Here is a 16802-nt window from a genome sequence, read left to right on the forward strand (position 1 = left end):
GACCCGGCCTGGTCCGGTCCGGCCCGGCCCGGCCCGGGCGCACGCTCCCCGGACGAGGTGCCGAACCTCAGCGCCGCGCGGCCTGCTCCGCGGCGGCCCACGCGCGCTGCGCGGAGGTCATCGACGCCGCCGGGCGCTGGGGCGCACCCAGCGCGCCGGCCGGGCGCCACAGGTGGCAGATCGCCAGCGCGAGCGCGTCCGCCGCGTCGGCCGGCCGGGGCAGCTCGTCGAGCTGCAGGAGGCGCGCGACCATCGTCTGGACCTGCGCCTTGCCCGCGCGGCCGTTGCCCGTGACCGCCGCCTTCACCTCGGACGGCGTGTGCAGCGCCACCGGGATCCGACGACGCGCGGCGGCGACCATGGCCAGCCCCGCGACCTGCGCGGTGCCCATCACCGTGCGCACGTTGTGCTGGGCGAAGACGCGCTCGACGGCCACGGCATCGGGAGCGTGCTCCTCGAGCCACTCCTCGATCCGGCGCTCGATCAGGAGCAGCCGCTGGTCGACGTCCAGGTCCGCGCCGGAGGTCGCCACGCCCACGTGCACGAGCCGCACCAGGCGTCCGGGGAGCCCGTCGACGACACCCAGCCCGCACCGGGTCAGGCCAGGGTCCACGCCGAGAACTCGCACGCGCGCATCGTCGCACCCGGCTCCCACGCGGGACGGCTCGCAACGCCGCACGCCGCCCACCCGGTGCATCGCCGACGAGCGCGCTCGGGCGAGGACGCACGAGGGGCCGCACCACCTCGCGGGTGGTGCGGCCCCTCGTCGCGGTTGTCGTGCGGGACGGACCGGTCGGTCAGTCGTCCTCGAGCTCGGCCATGACCTCGTCGGACGCGTCGAAGTTCGCGTAGACGTTCTGCACGTCGTCCGAGTCCTCGAGCGCGTCGATGAGGCGCAGGATCTTGCGCGCGCCGTCGGCGTCGACCTCGATCTGCGTCGCGGGCCAGAACACCACGTCGGCCGAGTCGTACTCGATGCCGGCCTCCTGCAGCGCGGTCCGGACCGGGACCAGGTCGGTCGCCTCGCTCAGCACCTCGAACTGCTCGCCGAGGTCGGTGACCTCCTCGCCGCCGACCTCGAGGACCGCCTCCATGACGGCCTCCTCGTCGGTGCCCTCCTTGGGCACGATGACGACGCCCTTGCGGCTGAAGAGGTAGGAGACCGAGCCCGGGTCGGCCATCTGGCCGCCGTTGCGCGTGAACGCGACGCGCACGTCCGAGGCGGCCCGGTTGCGGTTGTCGGTCAGGCACTCGACCAGCACCGCGACCCCGCCGGGGCCGTAGCCCTCGTACATGATCGTCTGGTAGTCGGCGCCGCCGGCCTCCTGGCCGGACCCGCGCTTGAGGGCGCGGTCGATGTTGTCGTTGGGAACCGACGACTTCTTGGCCTTCTGGATCGCGTCGAAGAGCGTGGGGTTACCCGCGGGGTCACCACCGCCAGTGCGGGCGGCCACCTCGATGTTCTTGACGAGCTTGGCGAAGAGCTTGCCTCGCTTCGCGTCGATCACGGCCTTCTTGTGCTTGGTGGTGGCCCACTTGGAGTGACCCGACATGCGCTCGTTACCCCTGGCTGTCGCGGACGATCTGGACGAAGAGACGGTGCACCCGGGTGTCACCGGTGACCTCCGGGTGGAACGAGGTCACGAGCAGCGGTCCCTGGCGGACCGCCACGATCCTACCGGCGGCTGGACCTGCTTCGACGCGCCCGACCACCGTGGCGGCCGGGCCGACCTCCTCGACCCAGGGCGCTCGGATGAACACGGCGTGCAACGGGCCGTCGTCCACACCCTCGATCGACAGGTCAGTCTCGAACGAGTCGACCTGCCTACCGAACGCGTTGCGGCGCACCGTCATGTCGACCCCGCCGAGGGTCTGCTGCCCCTCGATGCCGCCCAGCACCCGGTCGGCGAGCAGGATCATGCCGGCGCACGAGCCGTAGGCGGGCATCCCCGCCCGCAGTCGCTCCCGGACCGGGTCGAACAGGTCGAACGCGCGCAGGAGCTTGTCGATCGTCGTCGACTCCCCACCCGGGATGACGAGCGCGTCGACGGCGTCGAGCTCGGAGACCCGACGCACGGGCACGGCGCGAGCGCCCTCGGTCTCGAGGGCGTGCGCGTGCTCACGCACGTCACCCTGCAGCGCAAGGACACCGACGGTCACAGTCACGTCGCAGATCCTAGGTCGCCGTCGCGGGTGCTCAGCGCGCGGCGGCTGCGCGCAGACCGCTGCCCGACGCCGTGCGGACCTCGTCGGCCAGGTGCGTCAGGCCGTCGAGCAGCGCGGACCGGGACGCGGCCAGGCTCACGCGCACCATCCCGTCCGCACCGACGCCGAACGTCGACCCCGGGGCGACCGCGACGTGCCGACGCGCGAGCAGCCGCCGCGCGAACGCCTCGGTCTCGGTCGTGCCCACGTCGACCATCAGGTAGAAGGCACCGTCGGGCTCGGAGAACCGCAGACCGCGCGAGGTCAACAGCTCGGCCGCGGCGTCCCGCCGGTCCCAGTACGACTCGACGGCGTCGTGCACCCACTCCTGCGAGCCCTCGAGGGCCGCGAGGGCCGCGTGCTGGCCCACCGTCGACGGGCACGAGACGGTCGCCTCCGCGATCTGGCCGACGAGGTCGACGAGCTCGGGCCGCGGAAGCGCCACGAGCCCGACGCGCCAGCCGGTCATCGCGTACGTCTTCGACATGGAGTGGAAGACGAGCACGCGGCCGTCGGTGTCGTACGCCGCGGGGCTCACGTGCGGGGTGCCGAACGTGATCGCCTCGTAGCACTCGTCGGACAGCATCCACAGGTCGTGCCGACGCGCGAGCTCGACGAGCGCCTCGACGGTCGCCGCCGGGTACACGGCGCCGGTCGGGTTGTTCGGCGAGCACACGACGATCGCGCGCGTGCGCGGCGTGATCGCTGCCTCGACGTCGGCGACACGCGGGACGAAGCCGTCGCTCGCCCGTGCGAGGTACGTCGTCGGGACCGCGCCGCACGCGTGCGCGGACATCGCCCAGTTGGGGAACGTGGGGTCGGGCAGCAGGATCTCGTCACCCGGCCCGAGGATCGCGGACATCACCATCGCGAGCCCGTGCATCGCGCCGTGCGTCACGACGACCGCGTCGGCGTCCACGCGCGCGCCCGAACGCTTCGCGATGCGCTCGGCTCCCGCGGCCCGCAGCTCGGCCAGGCCGATGCTCGAGCAGTAGCCCGTCTCGCCGCGCGAGGCGGCACGCGCGACCGCGTCGACGACGTGGTGCGGCAGCACCGCGTCGGGTTCGCCGATCTCGAGGTGGACGGCCGCGGGGTCACGCAGGGCGAGGTCCATGAGCGTGCGGATGCCGCTGCGCGGGATCGCGCGCGAGGGCGAGGAGGACGAGGCGATCGGCATGGCCCGACGGTACGCGCGTCAGGTCACGAGCAGGTTACCGACCAGTACGGTCGCGTCGCGGCGCATCGGCCGGGGCCTGCGACCGCGCCCGTCTCGCCCTGCGCGAGGCGCGGGGCTAGTGTCCGAGACGAACGGCCGCAGCCAGCGGGAACCTCGTAGCGAGGTCCGACGATGAGCGAGATCGACGAGATCCTGGCCCAGATCCCCCTGCCCTCCCTCGCAGCGCAGCTCGGCGTCGACGAGCGGACCCGAGGCTGCGGTGCGCAGCGCACTGCCCGCCCTCGTGGGCGGTCTGCAGTCGAACGCCGCGAGTCCCGACGGCGCGGCATCGCTCGGGGGCGCGATCGAGCAGCACCCCGCGACGCTCTTCGACGGCGGGCTCGACCTGGGCGGGCTCGACCTCGACGACGGCGCCAAGATCCTCGGGCACATCTTCGGCGGCGGCACGGACCAGGTGGCGCAGCAGGTCGATGCCGACCTGGGCGCGCAGCTCGGCGGCGTGCCCGAGGGCGCTGCCGGGCTCGGTGGCGGGTCGGGCTCGCTCGTCTCACGCCTGCTGCCCATGCTCGCGCCGATCGTCATGGCGTTCCTGGCCAAGCGCCTGCAGGGCGGCGGCGGCCCGACGAGCACCGCACCCTCGTCGGGCGGCGGGCTGCAGGACATGCTGGGCTCGATCCTCGGCGGGCTCGGCGGTCGCTGACCGCCGGGGCAGTCACTCGCGCGCGAGACCCAGGTGCCGCGTGGTGCCGTCCCACACGGGCAGCAGGCTCGCCACGAGGGCGGCCAGACCCTCGGGGAAGACCTCGATGTCGACCGCGGCGAGATCCGCGAGCGTCCACCAGCGCAGCTCGTCGATCACGTCCTGCTCGAGCGCCGTCCAGCCGGAACGGTCCTCGACGACGAACGACGACGAGGGCACGCGCGCGAGGAAGATCTCCTCGTCCTGCCGGCAGTGCTCGAAGTAGAAGTCGAAGATCGCCGAACGCGTGAAGACCGGGCCGCTCACGTCGTCGGCCGCGAGCACGATCCCCGACTCCTCGCGCACCTCACGCACCGCCGCGTCGAGCGCCGACTCGCCGGCGTCGATGCCACCGCCGATGGTGAACCACCACGAGCGCTCGGGCTGATCGGCGTCGTGCCCGCGGATCAGGAGCACACGGTCGTCCTCGTCGAGCAGGATCACGCGTGCGGCGCGGCGGAACAGCAGGCCGTCGGCGCCGCGCGTCCACTCGGGACCAAGGGCGTGCACCGGTCCCCCGCGTCCCGCGTCGACGTCCACCGCCGCAGCCGGAGCGGCGTGGTCGGCAGGGCCGGGCGGATCAGCGGGCACGACGAAGGCCGCGGGCTCGTCGTCGCCCGCGGCCCTCGTCGACACGTCTGAGGTCACCAGCCCCGCTCGGCCAGCCGGTGCGGGACGGGCACGTCGTCGACGTTGATGCCGACCATCGCCTCACCCAGTCCGCGCGAGACCTTGGCGATGACGTCGGCGTCGTCGAAGAACGTGGTCGCCTTGACGATCGCGGCGGCGCGCTCCGCCGGGTTCCCGGACTTGAAGATGCCCGAGCCGACGAAGACGCCCTCCGCACCGAGCTGCATCATCATCGCCGCGTCCGAGGGCGTCGCGATGCCGCCCGCGGTGAAGAGCACGACGGGGAGCTTGCCGGCGGTCGCGACCTCCTTGACGAGCTCGTACGGCGCCTGCAGGTCCTTCGCCGCGAGGTACAGCTCGTCCTCGGGCAGCGAGGTGAGGCGGCGGATCTCGTCGCGCAGCGTGCGCATGTGCGTCGTCGCGTTGGAGACGTCACCCGTGCCGGCCTCGCCCTTCGAGCGGATCATCGCGGCGCCCTCGGTGATCCGGCGCAGCGCCTCACCCAGGTTGGTGGCACCGCAGACGAAGGGCACCGTGAACGCCCACTTGTCGATGTGGTGCGCGTAGTCCGCGGGCGTGAGGACCTCGGACTCGTCGATGTAGTCGACCCCGAGGCTCTGCAGCACCTGCGCCTCGACGAAGTGGCCGATCCGAGCCTTCGCCATGACGGGGATCGAGACGGCCTCGATGATGCCGTCGATCAGGTCCGGGTCGCTCATGCGCGCGACGCCGCCCTGCGAGCGGATGTCCGCCGGCACGCGCTCGAGCGCCATGACGGCCACGGCGCCCGCGTCCTCGGCGATCTTCGCCTGCTCGGCGTTGACGACGTCCATGATGACGCCGCCCTTGAGCATCTCCGCCATGCCTCGCTTGACACGCGCGGTGCCGATGACGCCGGCCGCGTCGCTCGTCGGGGTGGGCTGGCTGTTGTCGCTGGTCACGTCAAGCCTCGCAGAGAAAAGGTGCGGTCACTGGTGGTGTGCGGTCCGGAGGCGGTCGGGGCGCGCCCTGTCAGCTGCCTACCGGGACGAGCCGGCGGGCTCCACGACGGACCGAACCTCGCCATCGTAATGCGTGCCGTGAGCCGCACGGCGCGACCGTCTCACGGGCGGCAGGGTCACGGGCAGCAGCCTCACGGGCAGCAGACCGGTGAGGGTCGGTCAGCCGACGCCGGGCCGCGGCAGCGCGGACGGCCACGCGTCATCGAGCTCGAGCGTCCGCGGCTCGGGGGCGTGCCCCGCGAGGCGCAGGAGCCGCACGAACCGCCCGCGGCGCACGCGCTGGGTCTGCAGCACGGCCTCGTTGTGGAAGCGGCGTGCGATCTCGGCCCGGTACCAGGCGGAGCTGAGCGCGTCGAGCAGCTCGACGCCGCCCGGCTCCGCGCTCACGGTCGCGACCTCGTCGGGCGCGCCGAGCACCTCGCGCAGCGTCGCGCTGAGCTCGCTCTCGACCTGCCCGCGCTCCTCCTCGTCGCCCGAGGCGGCCGGTGAGGACAGCGCGCGGTCGGCGCTGCCGCGCGGGTCGGAGAGCAGGAGCGCGAGCAGCTCGGGCGGACCGTCCGTGCCTCCGCTCGTCCCCTCGGCGCCGAGGGCGGCCCACGCGGCCTCGCCCACGAGCACGGACGAGACCGGGTCGAGCAGGCCCGACGTCGCCAGCGCCGCCGCGGCGGTCGCACGACGCACGAGCTGGGCCTCGACGACGCTGCGCGACGCACCGACCTTGCGGTGCAGCCGGTCGAGCCGGGAGGCCGCGACCCACACCGACCACACGAGCAGGCCGAGGACGAGCACCACGACGACCGCGATCTCGGACCATGTCATCGACCCTCACCCCGGCTCTCGCGACCACGCCGCAGCTCGAGGATCCGGGCGCCGCGCAGCGAGGACGGGTCCTCGCCCACCGGGGCGTCCCGGCCCGCGACGGCCATCTCGTACACGGCCAGCACCTGGTCGGTCACGGCGGACCAGTCGTACCGGCGCACGACCGCGTGGGCGTGCGTCGCCACCTTCTCCCGCAGCGCGGCGTCGCCCAGGACGCGCACGAGCGTGCGGGCCAGGTCGTCGGAGTCGCCCGTGCGGAACAGCACGCCCGCGGCGCCGTCGTCGAGCACGCGCGAGAACGCGCCGAGATCGCTCGCGACGACCGCCGCCCCCGCGCTCATGGCCTCGACGAGCACGATGCCGAAGCTCTCTCCGCCCGTCTGCGGCGCCACGTACACGTCGACCGACGCGAGCAGCCGCGCCTTGTCCTCGTCGGAGACACCGCCCAGGAACTCGACGGCGCCCGCCTGCTCCCCGAGGACCTCGCGCGCCTGCTCCTCGCCGCTGTCGCCCCGACCGGCCACCAGGAACCTCGCGCCCGGCACGTGTGCGAGCACCTCACGCACCGCGCCGAGCAGGACGCCGAGCCCCTTGCGCGGCTCGTCGAGCCGGCCGAGGAACGCGATCGTCGGGGCCTGCGGCGTGCCGGTCCAGCGGCCGTCCGGCTCGGCCTGCTCGAACAGGTCGACGTAGACGCCGTTCGGGATGACGACGGCGTCGCCGCCGAGGTGGTCGACGAGCGTGCGGCGTGCGTCCTCGGACACCGCGATCCGCGCCGAGATCTTCTCGAGCGACTGGCGCACGAGCGGGAACGCGACCTGGAGCGACCGTGAGCGCACGGTCGAGGTGTGGAACGTGGCGACCACGGGACCGTCGGCGATCCACAGCGCGAGCATCGACAGGCTGGGCGTCACCGGCTCGTGCAGGTGCAGCACGTCGAACTGCCCCTGCTCGAGCCACTTGCGCGTGCGGGCGGCCGTCACGGGCCCGAACGTCAGCCGCGCGACCGAGCCGTTGTACCGGACCGGGACGGCACGTCCGGCGGCCGTGAGGTAGTCCGGGACCGGCGTGTCGTCGTCGGCGGGCGCGAGGACCTCGACGGTGTGGCCGCGGGACAGCAGCGCCTCGGCGAGGTCGCGCACGTGGAACTGGACGCCACCGGGCACGTCGAACGAGTAGGGGCACACGATGCCGACGCGCAACGGCCGGGTCGGAGTCGTCGTCATGGCCGTGCCGTCCCGTCACGGTCGGTGGTGGCCCGCTGCGCCGCGCGTGCCTTCGTGGCGGCGTACCGCTCGGGGTCGAGGTCCTCGACGAAGATCCGCTGCAGCATGTGCCAGTCCTGCGGGGAGGCCGCGATGCCGGCAGCGAGCCGGTCCACCCACGCCTGGGTGAGCACCCCCACGCGCTCGGCACGCGGCACGTCGTCCGCGACGGGTTCGACCGGGTCGAACGTGACGCAGATGCCCCACGGGGTGCGCGCGCGGCGTCGGCGCTCGCCGTGCAGCCGTTCATAGGTGATGACTGTCGTCACCAGAGGCGCCCCGGTCGCCAGGGAGAGCGCGGCCGGTCCCGCGGCGACGCGGGCCTGGCGGCCGAACAGGTCGACCTCGATGCCGCTGTGGGTGAGGTCGCGGTCGGCGAGCAGCGGAACCAGGCCCGGACCGCCCGTGCGCACGACGCGCACGAGCTCGCGGAACACGTCGCCGTCGCCGAGCGGCAGGATGCGCAGCCCGATGCCCTCGCGGAACCGCAGGAACTCCTCGAACACCTCGGGCGGTTCGAGGCGCTCCGCCACGGTCGTGACGGGTGCGACGGCGCGCGTCGCCCAGGCCCCCGCGAGGTCCCAGTTGCCGAGGTGACCGAGCGCGAGGACGACGGCCCGACCGTCCTGGACGTGCCGCACCACGTGCTCCAGGCCGACCGCACGCACCCGCGCGTCGATCTGCTCGGCGCTCGCACCGCTGAGCGCGAACGCCTCGCTGAAGTAGCGCAGGTACGAGCGCATGCCCGCACGGGACAGCCGCCGCACCTGCGACCGGCTGAGGTCGGGCCGCACGCGCGCGAGGTTCGCCTCGAGCCGCCGCACACCGCTCCCGCGGCGCAGCCATGCCACGTCGGCCCCGAGGGCAGCCGCGCCGCGCAGCAGCGGTCCGGGCAGGCGCGGGGCGTGCCGCCACGCGAAGCCGTACAGCGCGCCGACGTCGAGGCTCACGCGTCCGCCCCGTGCCCGCTCGCACCGTCGGCCGGTGCGCTCGGCACGGCGAGCGCTCGCGCCTGGGCGTACACCTTGGCCATGCGCTGCACGACCGTGATGGCGGACGCCACCGCGAGCAGGGCGAGGACCACGGTCAGCACGGCGAGCGGCAGCCCGAACCCGACGAGTGCGGTCGCGGTCAGCACGAGCAGCAGCCGGTCGGCCCGCTCGGCGATTCCGCCCGACGCGGTCATGCCGAGCCCCTCGGCGCGGGCGCGCGCGTACGGCACGATCGAGCCGAGGATCAGGCACGCCAGCGCGAGCGTGGCCGTGAGGCGGTCGTCGCCGGCGCCGAAGAACCACAGCACCAGGCCACCGAAGATCGCGGCGTCGCCGAACCGGTCGAGCGTGGAGTCCAGGAACGCCCCCCAGGGCCCGGACCGGCCGGCCCGACGCGCCATGACGCCGTCGAGCGAGTCGGTGAGCACGAAGACGGTGATCACGAGCGTGCCCGCGAGCAGGTGACCGGTCGGGAACGCCCACAGCGCGGTGACCACCACGACGAGCGTCCCGGTGATGGTCACGGCGTCGGGCGAGACCCCGAGCCGGAGCAAGGCGTCCGCGACCGGCGTGAAGAGGCGGGTCATCGCGCCACGGAGACGGTTCAGCACGGGTCGATCATCCCCCGGTCGGAGTGGGCCAGGCCGCGGCGAGCCGCGCGCGCGTGTCGGACAGGAGTTCCGGCAACGCCCGGCTGCGCCCCACGACCGGCAGGAAGTTCGAGTCACCATCCCACCGCGGCACGACGTGCTGGTGCAGGTGAGCGGCGATCCCGGCGCCCGCGACGTCGCCCTGGTTCATGCCCAGGTTGAAGCCGCTCGGCGCCAGGACCGCACGGAGCACGCGCATCGCCGACTGCGTCAGCGCACCCACCTCAGCCACCTCGTCGACACTGAGGTCCGTGTAGTCCGCGACGTGCCGGTACGGGCACACCAGGACGTGCCCCGGGTTGTACGGGTACAGGTTCATCACGACGTACGCCCGCGTGCCGCGCGCGACGACGAGGCCCTCGTCGTCGGGCAGCGACGGGATACGGCAGAACGGGCACCCGGGACCGGCGGCGTCGTCGACGGGCTTGTTCTCCCCGCCGATGTACGCCATGCGGTGCGGCGTCCACAGCCGCTGGAAGCCGTCCGGCTCGCCGGCGAGCGCGCGCGCGTCGACGAGCTCGGGACCCGTCACGCCGGCGTCCGGGCGGTGCCGGTCGTCAGCCACGGCTCAGACCTGCGTGTGGTCGCGGACCGCGGCGACGATCCGCGCGACCGCCTCGGCCACCGGCACCCCGTTCTCCTGGCGGCCGTCGCGGTAGCGGAACGAGACCGCACCCGCCTCGACGTCCTCGCCGCCCGCGATGAGCACGAACGGGATCTTCTGCGTGCTCGCGTTGCGGATCTTCTTGCCGAAGCGGTCGTCGCTGCGGTCCACCTCCGCGCGGATCCCCTGCGCTCGCAGCTGCGCGACGACGTCGTCGAGGTAACCCTCGAACGGCTCCGCGACCGGCACCGCGAGCACCTGGACGGGCGCGAGCCACGCCGGGAACGCGCCCGCGTAGTGCTCGACGAGGATGCCGAAGAAGCGCTCGATCGAGCCGAACAGCGCGCGGTGGATCATCACGGGACGCTGGCGCGACCCGTCGGGTGCCGTGTACTCGAGCTCGAACAGCTCCGGCTCGAAGAAGTCGAGCTGGATGGTCGAGAGCTGCCAGGTACGACCGATGGCGTCCTTGACCTGCACCGAGATCTTCGGGCCGTAGAACGCGGCGCCGCCCGGGTCGTCGACCAGGTGCAGCCCGGACGCCGTGGCGACCTCGCGCAGGGTCTCGGTCGCCTCGTGCCAGGTCGCGTCGTCGCCGACCGACTTCTCGGGGTCGCGGGTCGACAGCTCGAGGTAGAAGTCGTCGAGGCCGTAGTCGCGCAGCAGGTCGAGCACGAAGGTCAGCAGCGAGCCGAGCTCCTCGCGCATCTGCTCACGCGTGGTGTAGATGTGCGCGTCGTCCTGGGTGAAGCCGCGCGCGCGGGTCAGGCCGTGCACGACGCCGGACTTCTCGTAGCGGTACACCGTCCCGAACTCGAACAGCCGCAGCGGCAGCTCGCGGTACGAGCGACCGCGCGAGCGGTAGACGAGGTTGTGCATCGGGCAGTTCATGGGCTTGAGGTAGTAGTCCTGGCCCTCGCGCTTGACCGTGCCGTCCTCGTGGAACTCGGTGTCGAGCTTCATCGGGGGGTACATGCCGTCGGCGTACCACTCGAGGTGACGCGAGGTGTGGAACAGCTTGGCCTTCGTGATGTGCGGGCTGTTGACGAACGAGTAGCCCGCCTCGACGTGCCGACGGCGCGAGTACTCCTCCATCTCCATGCGCACGATCCCGCCCTTGGGGTGGAACACCGCCAGGCCCGAGCCGATCTCGTCGGGGAACGAGAACAGGTCGAGCTCGTTGCCGAGCCTGCGGTGGTCACGGCGCTCGGCCTCGGCCAGCCGGTCGAGGTGGGCCTTGAGCTCGTCCTTGCTGGGCCACGCGGTGCCGTACACGCGCTGGAGCTGAGGGTTCTTCTCGCTGCCGCGCCAGTAGGCCGCGGCCGACCGCATGAGCTGGAAGCCGTTACCGATCAGCCGGGTGCTCGGCAGGTGCGGGCCGCGGCACAGGTCCTGCCAGACGACCTTCTCGCTCTCCCGGCCGGCGCCGCGCACGTTCTGGTAGATCGACAGCCCACCGAGGCCGACCTCGACGCTCGCGCCGTCCGCCGCGCCCGGGTCGCCCTTGAGGCCGATCAGCTCGAGCTTGTACGGCTCGCCGGCGAGCACCTCGCGCGCCTCCGTCTCGGAGACGTCCCAGCGCCGGAAGGTCTGCCCCTCCTTGACGATGCGCGACATGACCTTCTCGAGCGCGCGCAGGTCCTCGGGGGTGAACGGGGTCTCGACGTCGAAGTCGTAGTAGAAGCCGTCGGTGATCGGCGGTCCGATGCCCAGCTTGGCGGACGGGTTGACCTCCTGGACGGCCTGCGCGAGCACGTGCGCCGCGCTGTGCCGCAGCACGGCCAGCCCGTCGGGCTCGTGCACGCTCACCGGCTCGACGACCTTCGCGTCCTCGGGCAGCGGCAGGTGCAGGTCGCGCAGCTCGCCGTCCACGCGCACGACGACGACGTCCTTGCGGTCACCGAAGAGGTCCGTGCCCGTCGTGCCCGCCTGCACCGTGGTCGCGGTTCCGTCGACGGTGAGGGCGATCTGATCAGGCACGGGGTGGTGGCCTTCCTCGGGAGCTCACGCGGTCACCCGCGCGACGTGGTGTTCCGCCGGGCAGCGGACCCGTCGATGCTACCTGCGCAGGTCCCCGACCTCGCGCGCATTGCCACGACGAGGACCCCGTCACGACGAGGACCGCGCCACGACGAGGACGGCGCCACGACGAGGACAGCGCCACGACGAGGACAGCGGTCGGAGACGACGAAGGCCGCCTCGCGGCGGCCTTCGTCGATGTGGTGGTGGGCGATACTGGGTTCGAACCAGTGACCTCCTCGGTGTGAACGAGGCGCTCTACCACTGAGCCAATCGCCCGGGGTCTCCCCGGCGCACCTCCCGGGGGCGGCGCTGACGAGGATGCTACCCGCCCAGCCCGCAGATTCCGAAACCGGCCCGAGTCGCGGTCATCTGGGGCACGATGAGCACCGGATGCGACATCGAGCTCGCCCAGATTGCTGTCGGTCAGGTCTCAAGCCGTCGCCGCGAGCGACCGATTACTCGGGTATGTGTCACTCGCGAGTGGAGGTCCACGCCGGGCTCGGCGCGCGGGGAGGTGCATGCACCCACGTTGGGCACGCTCACAAGGCGTCCCACCGGGTGAACCTGGGTGCAGTTCCGGTCCAATCGGGCAGACCCGCTGCCATGATGGGACCAACAGCCCATGTAGACGAGGAGGGGACCCGATGACGCGCTCGTCGTATGACGTCGTCGAGGTCGTCGCCATGCAGCTGATCGGGAGTGACGCGAGCGTCATCCCGGTGAGCGCAGAACTTTCTTTCCGGACGTCGGATCCGTACACGGTGCGCGCGGTCTTCACCGGCCCGCACACCATGTCGACCTGGCTCATCGGCCGCGAGCTGCTCTCCATGGGCATGCACGCGTCGTCGGATGCGCCCGCCGGAAGTGGCGACGTCCAGGTATGGCGGGACGAGGATCCCGACTACGCGCTCGTGTCGCTCAGCGGGGTCGAGGGCAGTGCGCTCCTCGCCGCTCCCAGCGAACCCATCGTCAGGTTCCTCGCCGGCACGGAGGCACTCGTGCCCCTGGGTGCGGAGAGCGATCGCATGGAGTCGGAGATCTCGGCGTTCATCGCCGCGCTCCTGACCGCCTGATCACTGATCATCCGACCGGTCCCGTCACCGACGACGGGGCCGGTCGTCGTCCGTCCGGGGCCGCCGTCTCCGTCCGGGACGGACGCCTGACCGTCAGGGGTCGAGGTCGTCGAGCGCCCTCGCCTGGAAGAGCTCCGCGGCGGCACGCGAGAGCTCACCGACCGTCACGTCGTGCTCGTCGAGTGAGACGACCGGCGACACGTTGCGGATCGAGCCCGTGAGCGTGAGGTGGGCGGCGCCCGTCAGGACCTCGTCGAGCACGTCGTAGGGCAGCTCGCCCGGCGCGGCCTCCCGCACCGGGACGCCGGCCGCGGCAGCCCACTCGATCAGGAGCTCGCGCGTGATCCCCGCGAGGCAGCCGCTCGAGAGCGGCGGGGTGACGAGCTCCCCGGCGCGCTCGACGACGACGTTCGAGCCGGTCCCCTCGCACAGCTCGCCGACCGTGTTCGCGAGCACGGCCTCGTCGGCGCCCTGGCGGTGCGCCCGCGCGAGCGCGACGACGTTCTCGGCGTAGGACGTGGTCTTGAGCCCCGCGACCGCCGAACGCTCGTTCCGCACCCACGGCACCCGCACGACACGGCTGGACGCCGCGCGCGTCGCGGGACCGGCCAGGACGACGAGCGACGGACGCTGCTCCTCGGGCTCGTCGCGGTGCGACCCCAACGGCCCTGGCCCACCCGTGTACGTGATGCGCAGCCGCCCGGCGTCACCCGCTGCGGCCAGCACCTCGGCCACGGCGTCGCGGACGCGTCCCTCGTCGGGTGCGGGCAACCCGAGACCTGCCGCGGACCGGGCCAGCCGGCGCAGGTGCCGGGTCAGCGCGAACGCCTGCCCGGAGTACACCGCGCACGTCTCGAAGACGCCGTCCCCGACGGTGACCCCGTGGTCGACGCCCGTCAGGATGCGGTCGGTGGGTGCGTGCAGCCGTCCGTCGGCCCAGATCACGACGCTCATGGTCGCCAGTCTCCCACCGCGGTCACGTCCGTCAGGGACGTCACGTCCGCCGGGGACGTCGCGTCCGCCGGTGAGGTCTCCTCCGTCAGGGACGCGGCGCCGACGCGAGGCCGACGAGGCGCGCGGCCTTGAGCTCGGTCTCGTCCCACTCGGCGTCGGGGTCGCTCCCCCACGTGATGCCCGCGCCCGTGCCGAACCGCAGCACGCCCGCGCCCTCGTCGTCGCCGGCCCACCAGAACGTGCGGATGCCGACGGCGAGCTCGGCGCGCGTGCGACCGTCGTCGCCGACGTGCACCCAGCCGACCAGGCCGCAGTACGGCCCGCGCGGACCGGCCTCGAGCTCGTCGATCACCCGCAGCGCCGACGACTTCGGCGCACCCGACACCGAGCCCGGCGGGTAGGTGGCCGCGAGGACCTGAGCCCACCGGTCGGGCGCCCGGGCGACGGCCGGGTCCAGCGCGCCCTGGACCGTCGAGACCAGGTGCACGAGCCCAGGGTGCTCCTCGACGCCCAGCAGGGTCGTGACCTCGACGGTGCCCGGCCGGCAGACGTGCTGCAGGTCGTTGCGGACGAGGTCGGTGATCATGACGTTCTCGGCGGCGTCCTTGGGTGTGAGACCCTCACGGGTCGCCGCGGTGCCCTTGATGGGCGCCGACGTCAGGACGTCGTCCTCGAGCCGCAGGAACAGCTCCGGAGACGCCGTGACGACCCACACCGGGTCGACGCCCGTCATGCCTCGTGGGACGTGCACGTAGCCGCCGAACGGCGCGGGGTTGCCGGCCGCCAGCACCTGCGCGAGCGCGCGTGCGTCGGGCTCGTCGTGCGACGAGCCCAGGGGTGCGCTCAGGACGCGACAGAGGTTCGCCTGGTAGACGTCGCCCTCACGCACGTGGTCACGCACCGACTGCACCGCGGCGACGTACTCGGCCCGGGTCATCGCGCTCGTCCAGTCGTCGGCCCGCGGGCCGCGCCAGGGACCGATCACCGGCTCGCTGGAGGCATCGTCGGACGGCTCGTCGGACGGACCGTCTGGCCTGGCCGACGCGTGGGCGAACCGCCACGCCCGGACCCGACCCTCGAACTCCCCCACCAGGACCCACCACCCCGGCTCGCTCAGCCGCCGCGGCTCGGCTAGCACGTCGATGCTTTCCACCACGTCACGCAGGTGCACGCCGGCGAACCGAGCGCTGGCGGGAGGGGCGGCCACCCGCCCACCGTAGCCGCCGCGCGTGCGGCGCCCGGTGCGCGTTCAGGGCGCGGTGGCCGCGTCGTCGGTGCTGTCACCTGCACGGCGACGCCAGAACGCGACGACGGCCAGGCCCAGCACGAGGGGGCCGACGATCGTGACGACGCGCCACACGATCGTCGCCGCGACGATCTCCGGCTCCCAGGCCACGCCCGCGATCGTCGTCCACGCGCCCACGAGGACCGCGTCCATGATCCCGAACCCGAACATCGGCATGAGGGTGATCGGGTAGGCGACCAGGAACGCCGCCAGGACGTCGACGGCGGTCAGGGCGCTCATCGGCACGCCGACCGCGCGCAGGGCCAGCAGCAGCATCGAGCCGTCGGCTAGCACCATCGCGACGAGCGCGAGCAACGACGGCACCAGGCCCGTGCGCAGCCGGTCCGAGGTCCGCGCGCGCAGGTCCACGAGGTAGTCCGCCCACGCCTGCGGGTCGACGTCCTTGCGGAACCGCCCGACGAGGGCGCCCGCCTGTCGACCCATCCACGCCGCGAGCGTGGTCGAGCGCAGCAGCATCGCCAGGGCCGCGACGCAGGCGGCCGCGACGAGCCCGCACACGAGCGCCGTGACCCACTGCCTGCTCTCGACCCCCTCGCCCAGCAGCAGGAGCACGACACCGACCACGGGGACACCGAACCGCACGGCATAGAACGTCGCGGTGTTGAGCCCCACGCCCGCCAGGCCCGCGGCCGGGTCGACGCCCCACGCGCGGAACATCGAGACGCGCACGACCACGTCCGCAGGCGGCGGTGTGAAGCTCCCGACGAGGTAGGCCGCGAGGTCGTTCTGCAACGAGCGGAACAGGCTGAGGCCCGCGACGTACTGCTGCAGCGGCACCGCGTTGAGCACCTGGCGGAGCAGCAGCAGCGCCAGCAGGGGCAGGATGACCCACGCCGGGACGTGCCCGAACGCGTCCGCGACCGCGTGCCAGTCGATCGCCCCCACGAGCCGCGACACCGCGAACCACGCGAACACCGCCAGCGCAGCCCACAGCACGAGGCGCAGCGGGCGCCGCCACCACGCGGGCGGCACGTCGTCGTCCGGCCCTGCGGCCGACGCCCCGGCGACCGTCATCGCGACCGCGGTGCCGTGCGGGACGTGCCCATCGCGCCCTCCCCGGGTCGTGCGGCGCGCGCGGCGGCGGTCGTCGGACGACGACGGCTGTGAGCGCCTCGCCGCAACATATCGGCTCACGTGCGTCGTGCGGCGATGCCGGGCACCCGACCCGCCGCCCGTCACGGGCCTCGACGGTTCCCGCGTCCCCGAGCGTCGCGGCAGCAGCGCGGTTAGCGTGCCAGCATGTCGCGATCGTTCGAGGCGGGCCCGTTCCGGGGGGTCGAGCGATGACCCGCGCGGCGGCCGCGCGCGAGCTCGTGCTGGTCAGGCATGGCGAGAGCGTCGGCAACCTCGCGGCTGCTGCCGCGG

16 protein-coding genes, 1 tRNA gene and 1 pseudogene are annotated in these 16802 nt (G+C 73.2%); 2 read left to right on the forward strand and 16 right to left on the reverse strand.

Annotated features, from left to right (window positions below; translation table 11 throughout):
• Nucleotides 1-67: 67 nt before the first annotated feature.
• From ruvC to CWIS_RS11260, 4 genes are all read right to left on the reverse strand, one after another.
• Nucleotides 68-628 (reverse strand): crossover junction endodeoxyribonuclease RuvC, encoded by a 561-nt coding sequence (gene ruvC, locus CWIS_RS11245; protein WP_048343383.1) that lies wholly within the window; start codon nt 626-628, stop codon nt 68-70.
• A gap of 169 nt (nt 629-797) precedes the next feature.
• Nucleotides 798-1553, reverse strand: a complete 756-nt coding sequence (locus CWIS_RS11250) for a YebC/PmpR family DNA-binding transcriptional regulator (protein ID WP_048343384.1) — start codon at nt 1551-1553, stop codon at nt 798-800.
• Between the two features lie 7 nt (nt 1554-1560).
• A complete protein-coding gene (gene pdxT, locus CWIS_RS11255) occupies nt 1561-2166 on the reverse strand; it encodes a pyridoxal 5'-phosphate synthase glutaminase subunit PdxT (protein WP_048343385.1) in 606 nt (201 codons plus the stop codon).
• 31 nt (nt 2167-2197) lie between these two features.
• Nucleotides 2198-3382 carry a pyridoxal phosphate-dependent aminotransferase gene (locus CWIS_RS11260; RefSeq protein WP_048343386.1) on the reverse strand — a complete coding sequence of 395 codons (1185 nt, stop codon included), beginning with the start codon at nt 3380-3382 and terminating at the stop codon, nt 2198-2200.
• A gap of 244 nt (nt 3383-3626) precedes the next feature.
• On the opposite strand from CWIS_RS11260, the pseudogene CWIS_RS11265 reads away from it, so the two are divergent.
• Nucleotides 3627-4082 (forward strand): annotated as a pseudogene (locus CWIS_RS11265) (DUF937 domain-containing protein); the annotation flags it as partial.
• A 12-nt stretch (nt 4083-4094) separates the two neighbouring features.
• Here CWIS_RS11265 and CWIS_RS11270 read toward each other — a convergent pair.
• The 9 genes from CWIS_RS11270 to CWIS_RS11310 form a co-directional block, all read right to left on the reverse strand.
• Nucleotides 4095-4769: an NUDIX hydrolase gene (locus tag CWIS_RS11270; RefSeq protein ID WP_082156402.1), complete on the reverse strand. Its 675-nt coding sequence runs from the start codon at nt 4767-4769 to the stop codon at nt 4095-4097.
• The gene (gene pdxS, locus CWIS_RS11275) at nt 4766-5692 is read right to left on the reverse strand and encodes a pyridoxal 5'-phosphate synthase lyase subunit PdxS (RefSeq protein ID WP_048343387.1); all 927 of its coding nucleotides are present in this window, start codon (nt 5690-5692) and stop codon (nt 4766-4768) included. The genes CWIS_RS11270 and pdxS overlap by 4 nt, the downstream gene beginning before the upstream one ends.
• Before the next feature lie 219 nt (nt 5693-5911).
• A complete protein-coding gene (locus CWIS_RS11280) occupies nt 5912-6571 on the reverse strand; it encodes a hypothetical protein (RefSeq protein WP_048343388.1) in 660 nt (219 codons plus the stop codon).
• Nucleotides 6568-7773: a glycosyltransferase family 4 protein gene (locus CWIS_RS11285; protein ID WP_082156405.1), complete on the reverse strand. Its 1206-nt coding sequence runs from the start codon at nt 7771-7773 to the stop codon at nt 6568-6570. The genes CWIS_RS11280 and CWIS_RS11285 overlap by 4 nt, the downstream gene beginning before the upstream one ends.
• 20 nt (nt 7774-7793) lie before the next feature.
• Nucleotides 7794-8786, reverse strand: coding sequence for a phosphatidylinositol mannoside acyltransferase (locus CWIS_RS11290; protein WP_048343390.1), 993 nt, complete (start codon nt 8784-8786; stop codon nt 7794-7796).
• Nucleotides 8783-9439 carry a phosphatidylinositol phosphate synthase gene (gene pgsA / locus CWIS_RS11295; RefSeq protein ID WP_048343391.1) on the reverse strand — a complete coding sequence of 219 codons (657 nt, stop codon included), beginning with the start codon at nt 9437-9439 and terminating at the stop codon, nt 8783-8785. Before pgsA ends, CWIS_RS11290 begins: the two co-directional genes overlap by 4 nt.
• A 7-nt stretch (nt 9440-9446) precedes the next feature.
• Nucleotides 9447-10010 carry an HIT domain-containing protein gene (locus tag CWIS_RS11300; RefSeq protein ID WP_048343424.1) on the reverse strand — a complete coding sequence of 188 codons (564 nt, stop codon included), beginning with the start codon at nt 10008-10010 and terminating at the stop codon, nt 9447-9449.
• 36 nt (nt 10011-10046) lie between these two features.
• Nucleotides 10047-12062 (reverse strand): threonine--tRNA ligase, encoded by a 2016-nt coding sequence (gene thrS, locus CWIS_RS11305; protein ID WP_048343392.1) that lies wholly within the window; start codon nt 12060-12062, stop codon nt 10047-10049.
• A 243-nt stretch (nt 12063-12305) separates the two neighbouring features.
• Nucleotides 12306-12380, reverse strand: a tRNA-Val gene (locus CWIS_RS11310).
• Between the two features lie 368 nt (nt 12381-12748).
• Between CWIS_RS11310 and CWIS_RS11315 the strand changes: the two genes are divergently transcribed.
• Nucleotides 12749-13177, forward strand: coding sequence for an SsgA family sporulation/cell division regulator (locus CWIS_RS11315; protein WP_048343393.1), 429 nt, complete (start codon nt 12749-12751; stop codon nt 13175-13177).
• A gap of 93 nt (nt 13178-13270) precedes the next feature.
• Here the strand turns inward: CWIS_RS11315 and CWIS_RS11320 are convergent, their stop codons facing one another.
• The 3 genes from CWIS_RS11320 to CWIS_RS11330 form a co-directional block, all read right to left on the reverse strand.
• Nucleotides 13271-14131 (reverse strand): aminotransferase class IV, encoded by an 861-nt coding sequence (locus tag CWIS_RS11320; RefSeq protein WP_048343394.1) that lies wholly within the window; start codon nt 14129-14131, stop codon nt 13271-13273.
• 85 nt (nt 14132-14216) lie between these two features.
• Nucleotides 14217-15338, reverse strand: a complete 1122-nt coding sequence (locus CWIS_RS11325; protein WP_048343395.1) for a chorismate-binding protein — start codon at nt 15336-15338, stop codon at nt 14217-14219.
• Between the two features lie 42 nt (nt 15339-15380).
• Nucleotides 15381-16451, reverse strand: coding sequence for a lysylphosphatidylglycerol synthase domain-containing protein (locus tag CWIS_RS11330; protein ID WP_048343396.1), 1071 nt, complete (start codon nt 16449-16451; stop codon nt 15381-15383).
• Nucleotides 16452-16802: the final 351 nt, after the last annotated feature.

This window comes from Cellulomonas sp. A375-1 (assembly GCF_001040865.1).
Taxonomy (GTDB): domain Bacteria; phylum Actinomycetota; class Actinomycetes; order Actinomycetales; family Cellulomonadaceae; genus Cellulomonas; species Cellulomonas gelida.

Excerpts from the sequence above, each read along its gene's own strand:
- CWIS_RS11330 (WP_048343396.1), bottom strand. The coding sequence starts at position 16,451 with ATGACGGTCGCCGGGGCGTCGGCCGCAGGGCCGGACGACGACGTGCCG.
- CWIS_RS11260 (WP_048343386.1), bottom strand. The coding sequence starts at position 3,382 with ATGCCGATCGCCTCGTCCTCCTCGCCCTCGCGCGCGATCCCGCGCAGC.
- CWIS_RS11250 (WP_048343384.1), bottom strand. The coding sequence starts at position 1,553 with ATGTCGGGTCACTCCAAGTGGGCCACCACCAAGCACAAGAAGGCCGTG.
- CWIS_RS11315 (WP_048343393.1), top strand. The coding sequence starts at position 12,749 with ATGACGCGCTCGTCGTATGACGTCGTCGAGGTCGTCGCCATGCAGCTG.
- CWIS_RS11280 (WP_048343388.1), bottom strand. The coding sequence starts at position 6,571 with ATGACATGGTCCGAGATCGCGGTCGTCGTGGTGCTCGTCCTCGGCCTG.
- CWIS_RS11320 (WP_048343394.1), bottom strand. The coding sequence starts at position 14,131 with ATGAGCGTCGTGATCTGGGCCGACGGACGGCTGCACGCACCCACCGAC.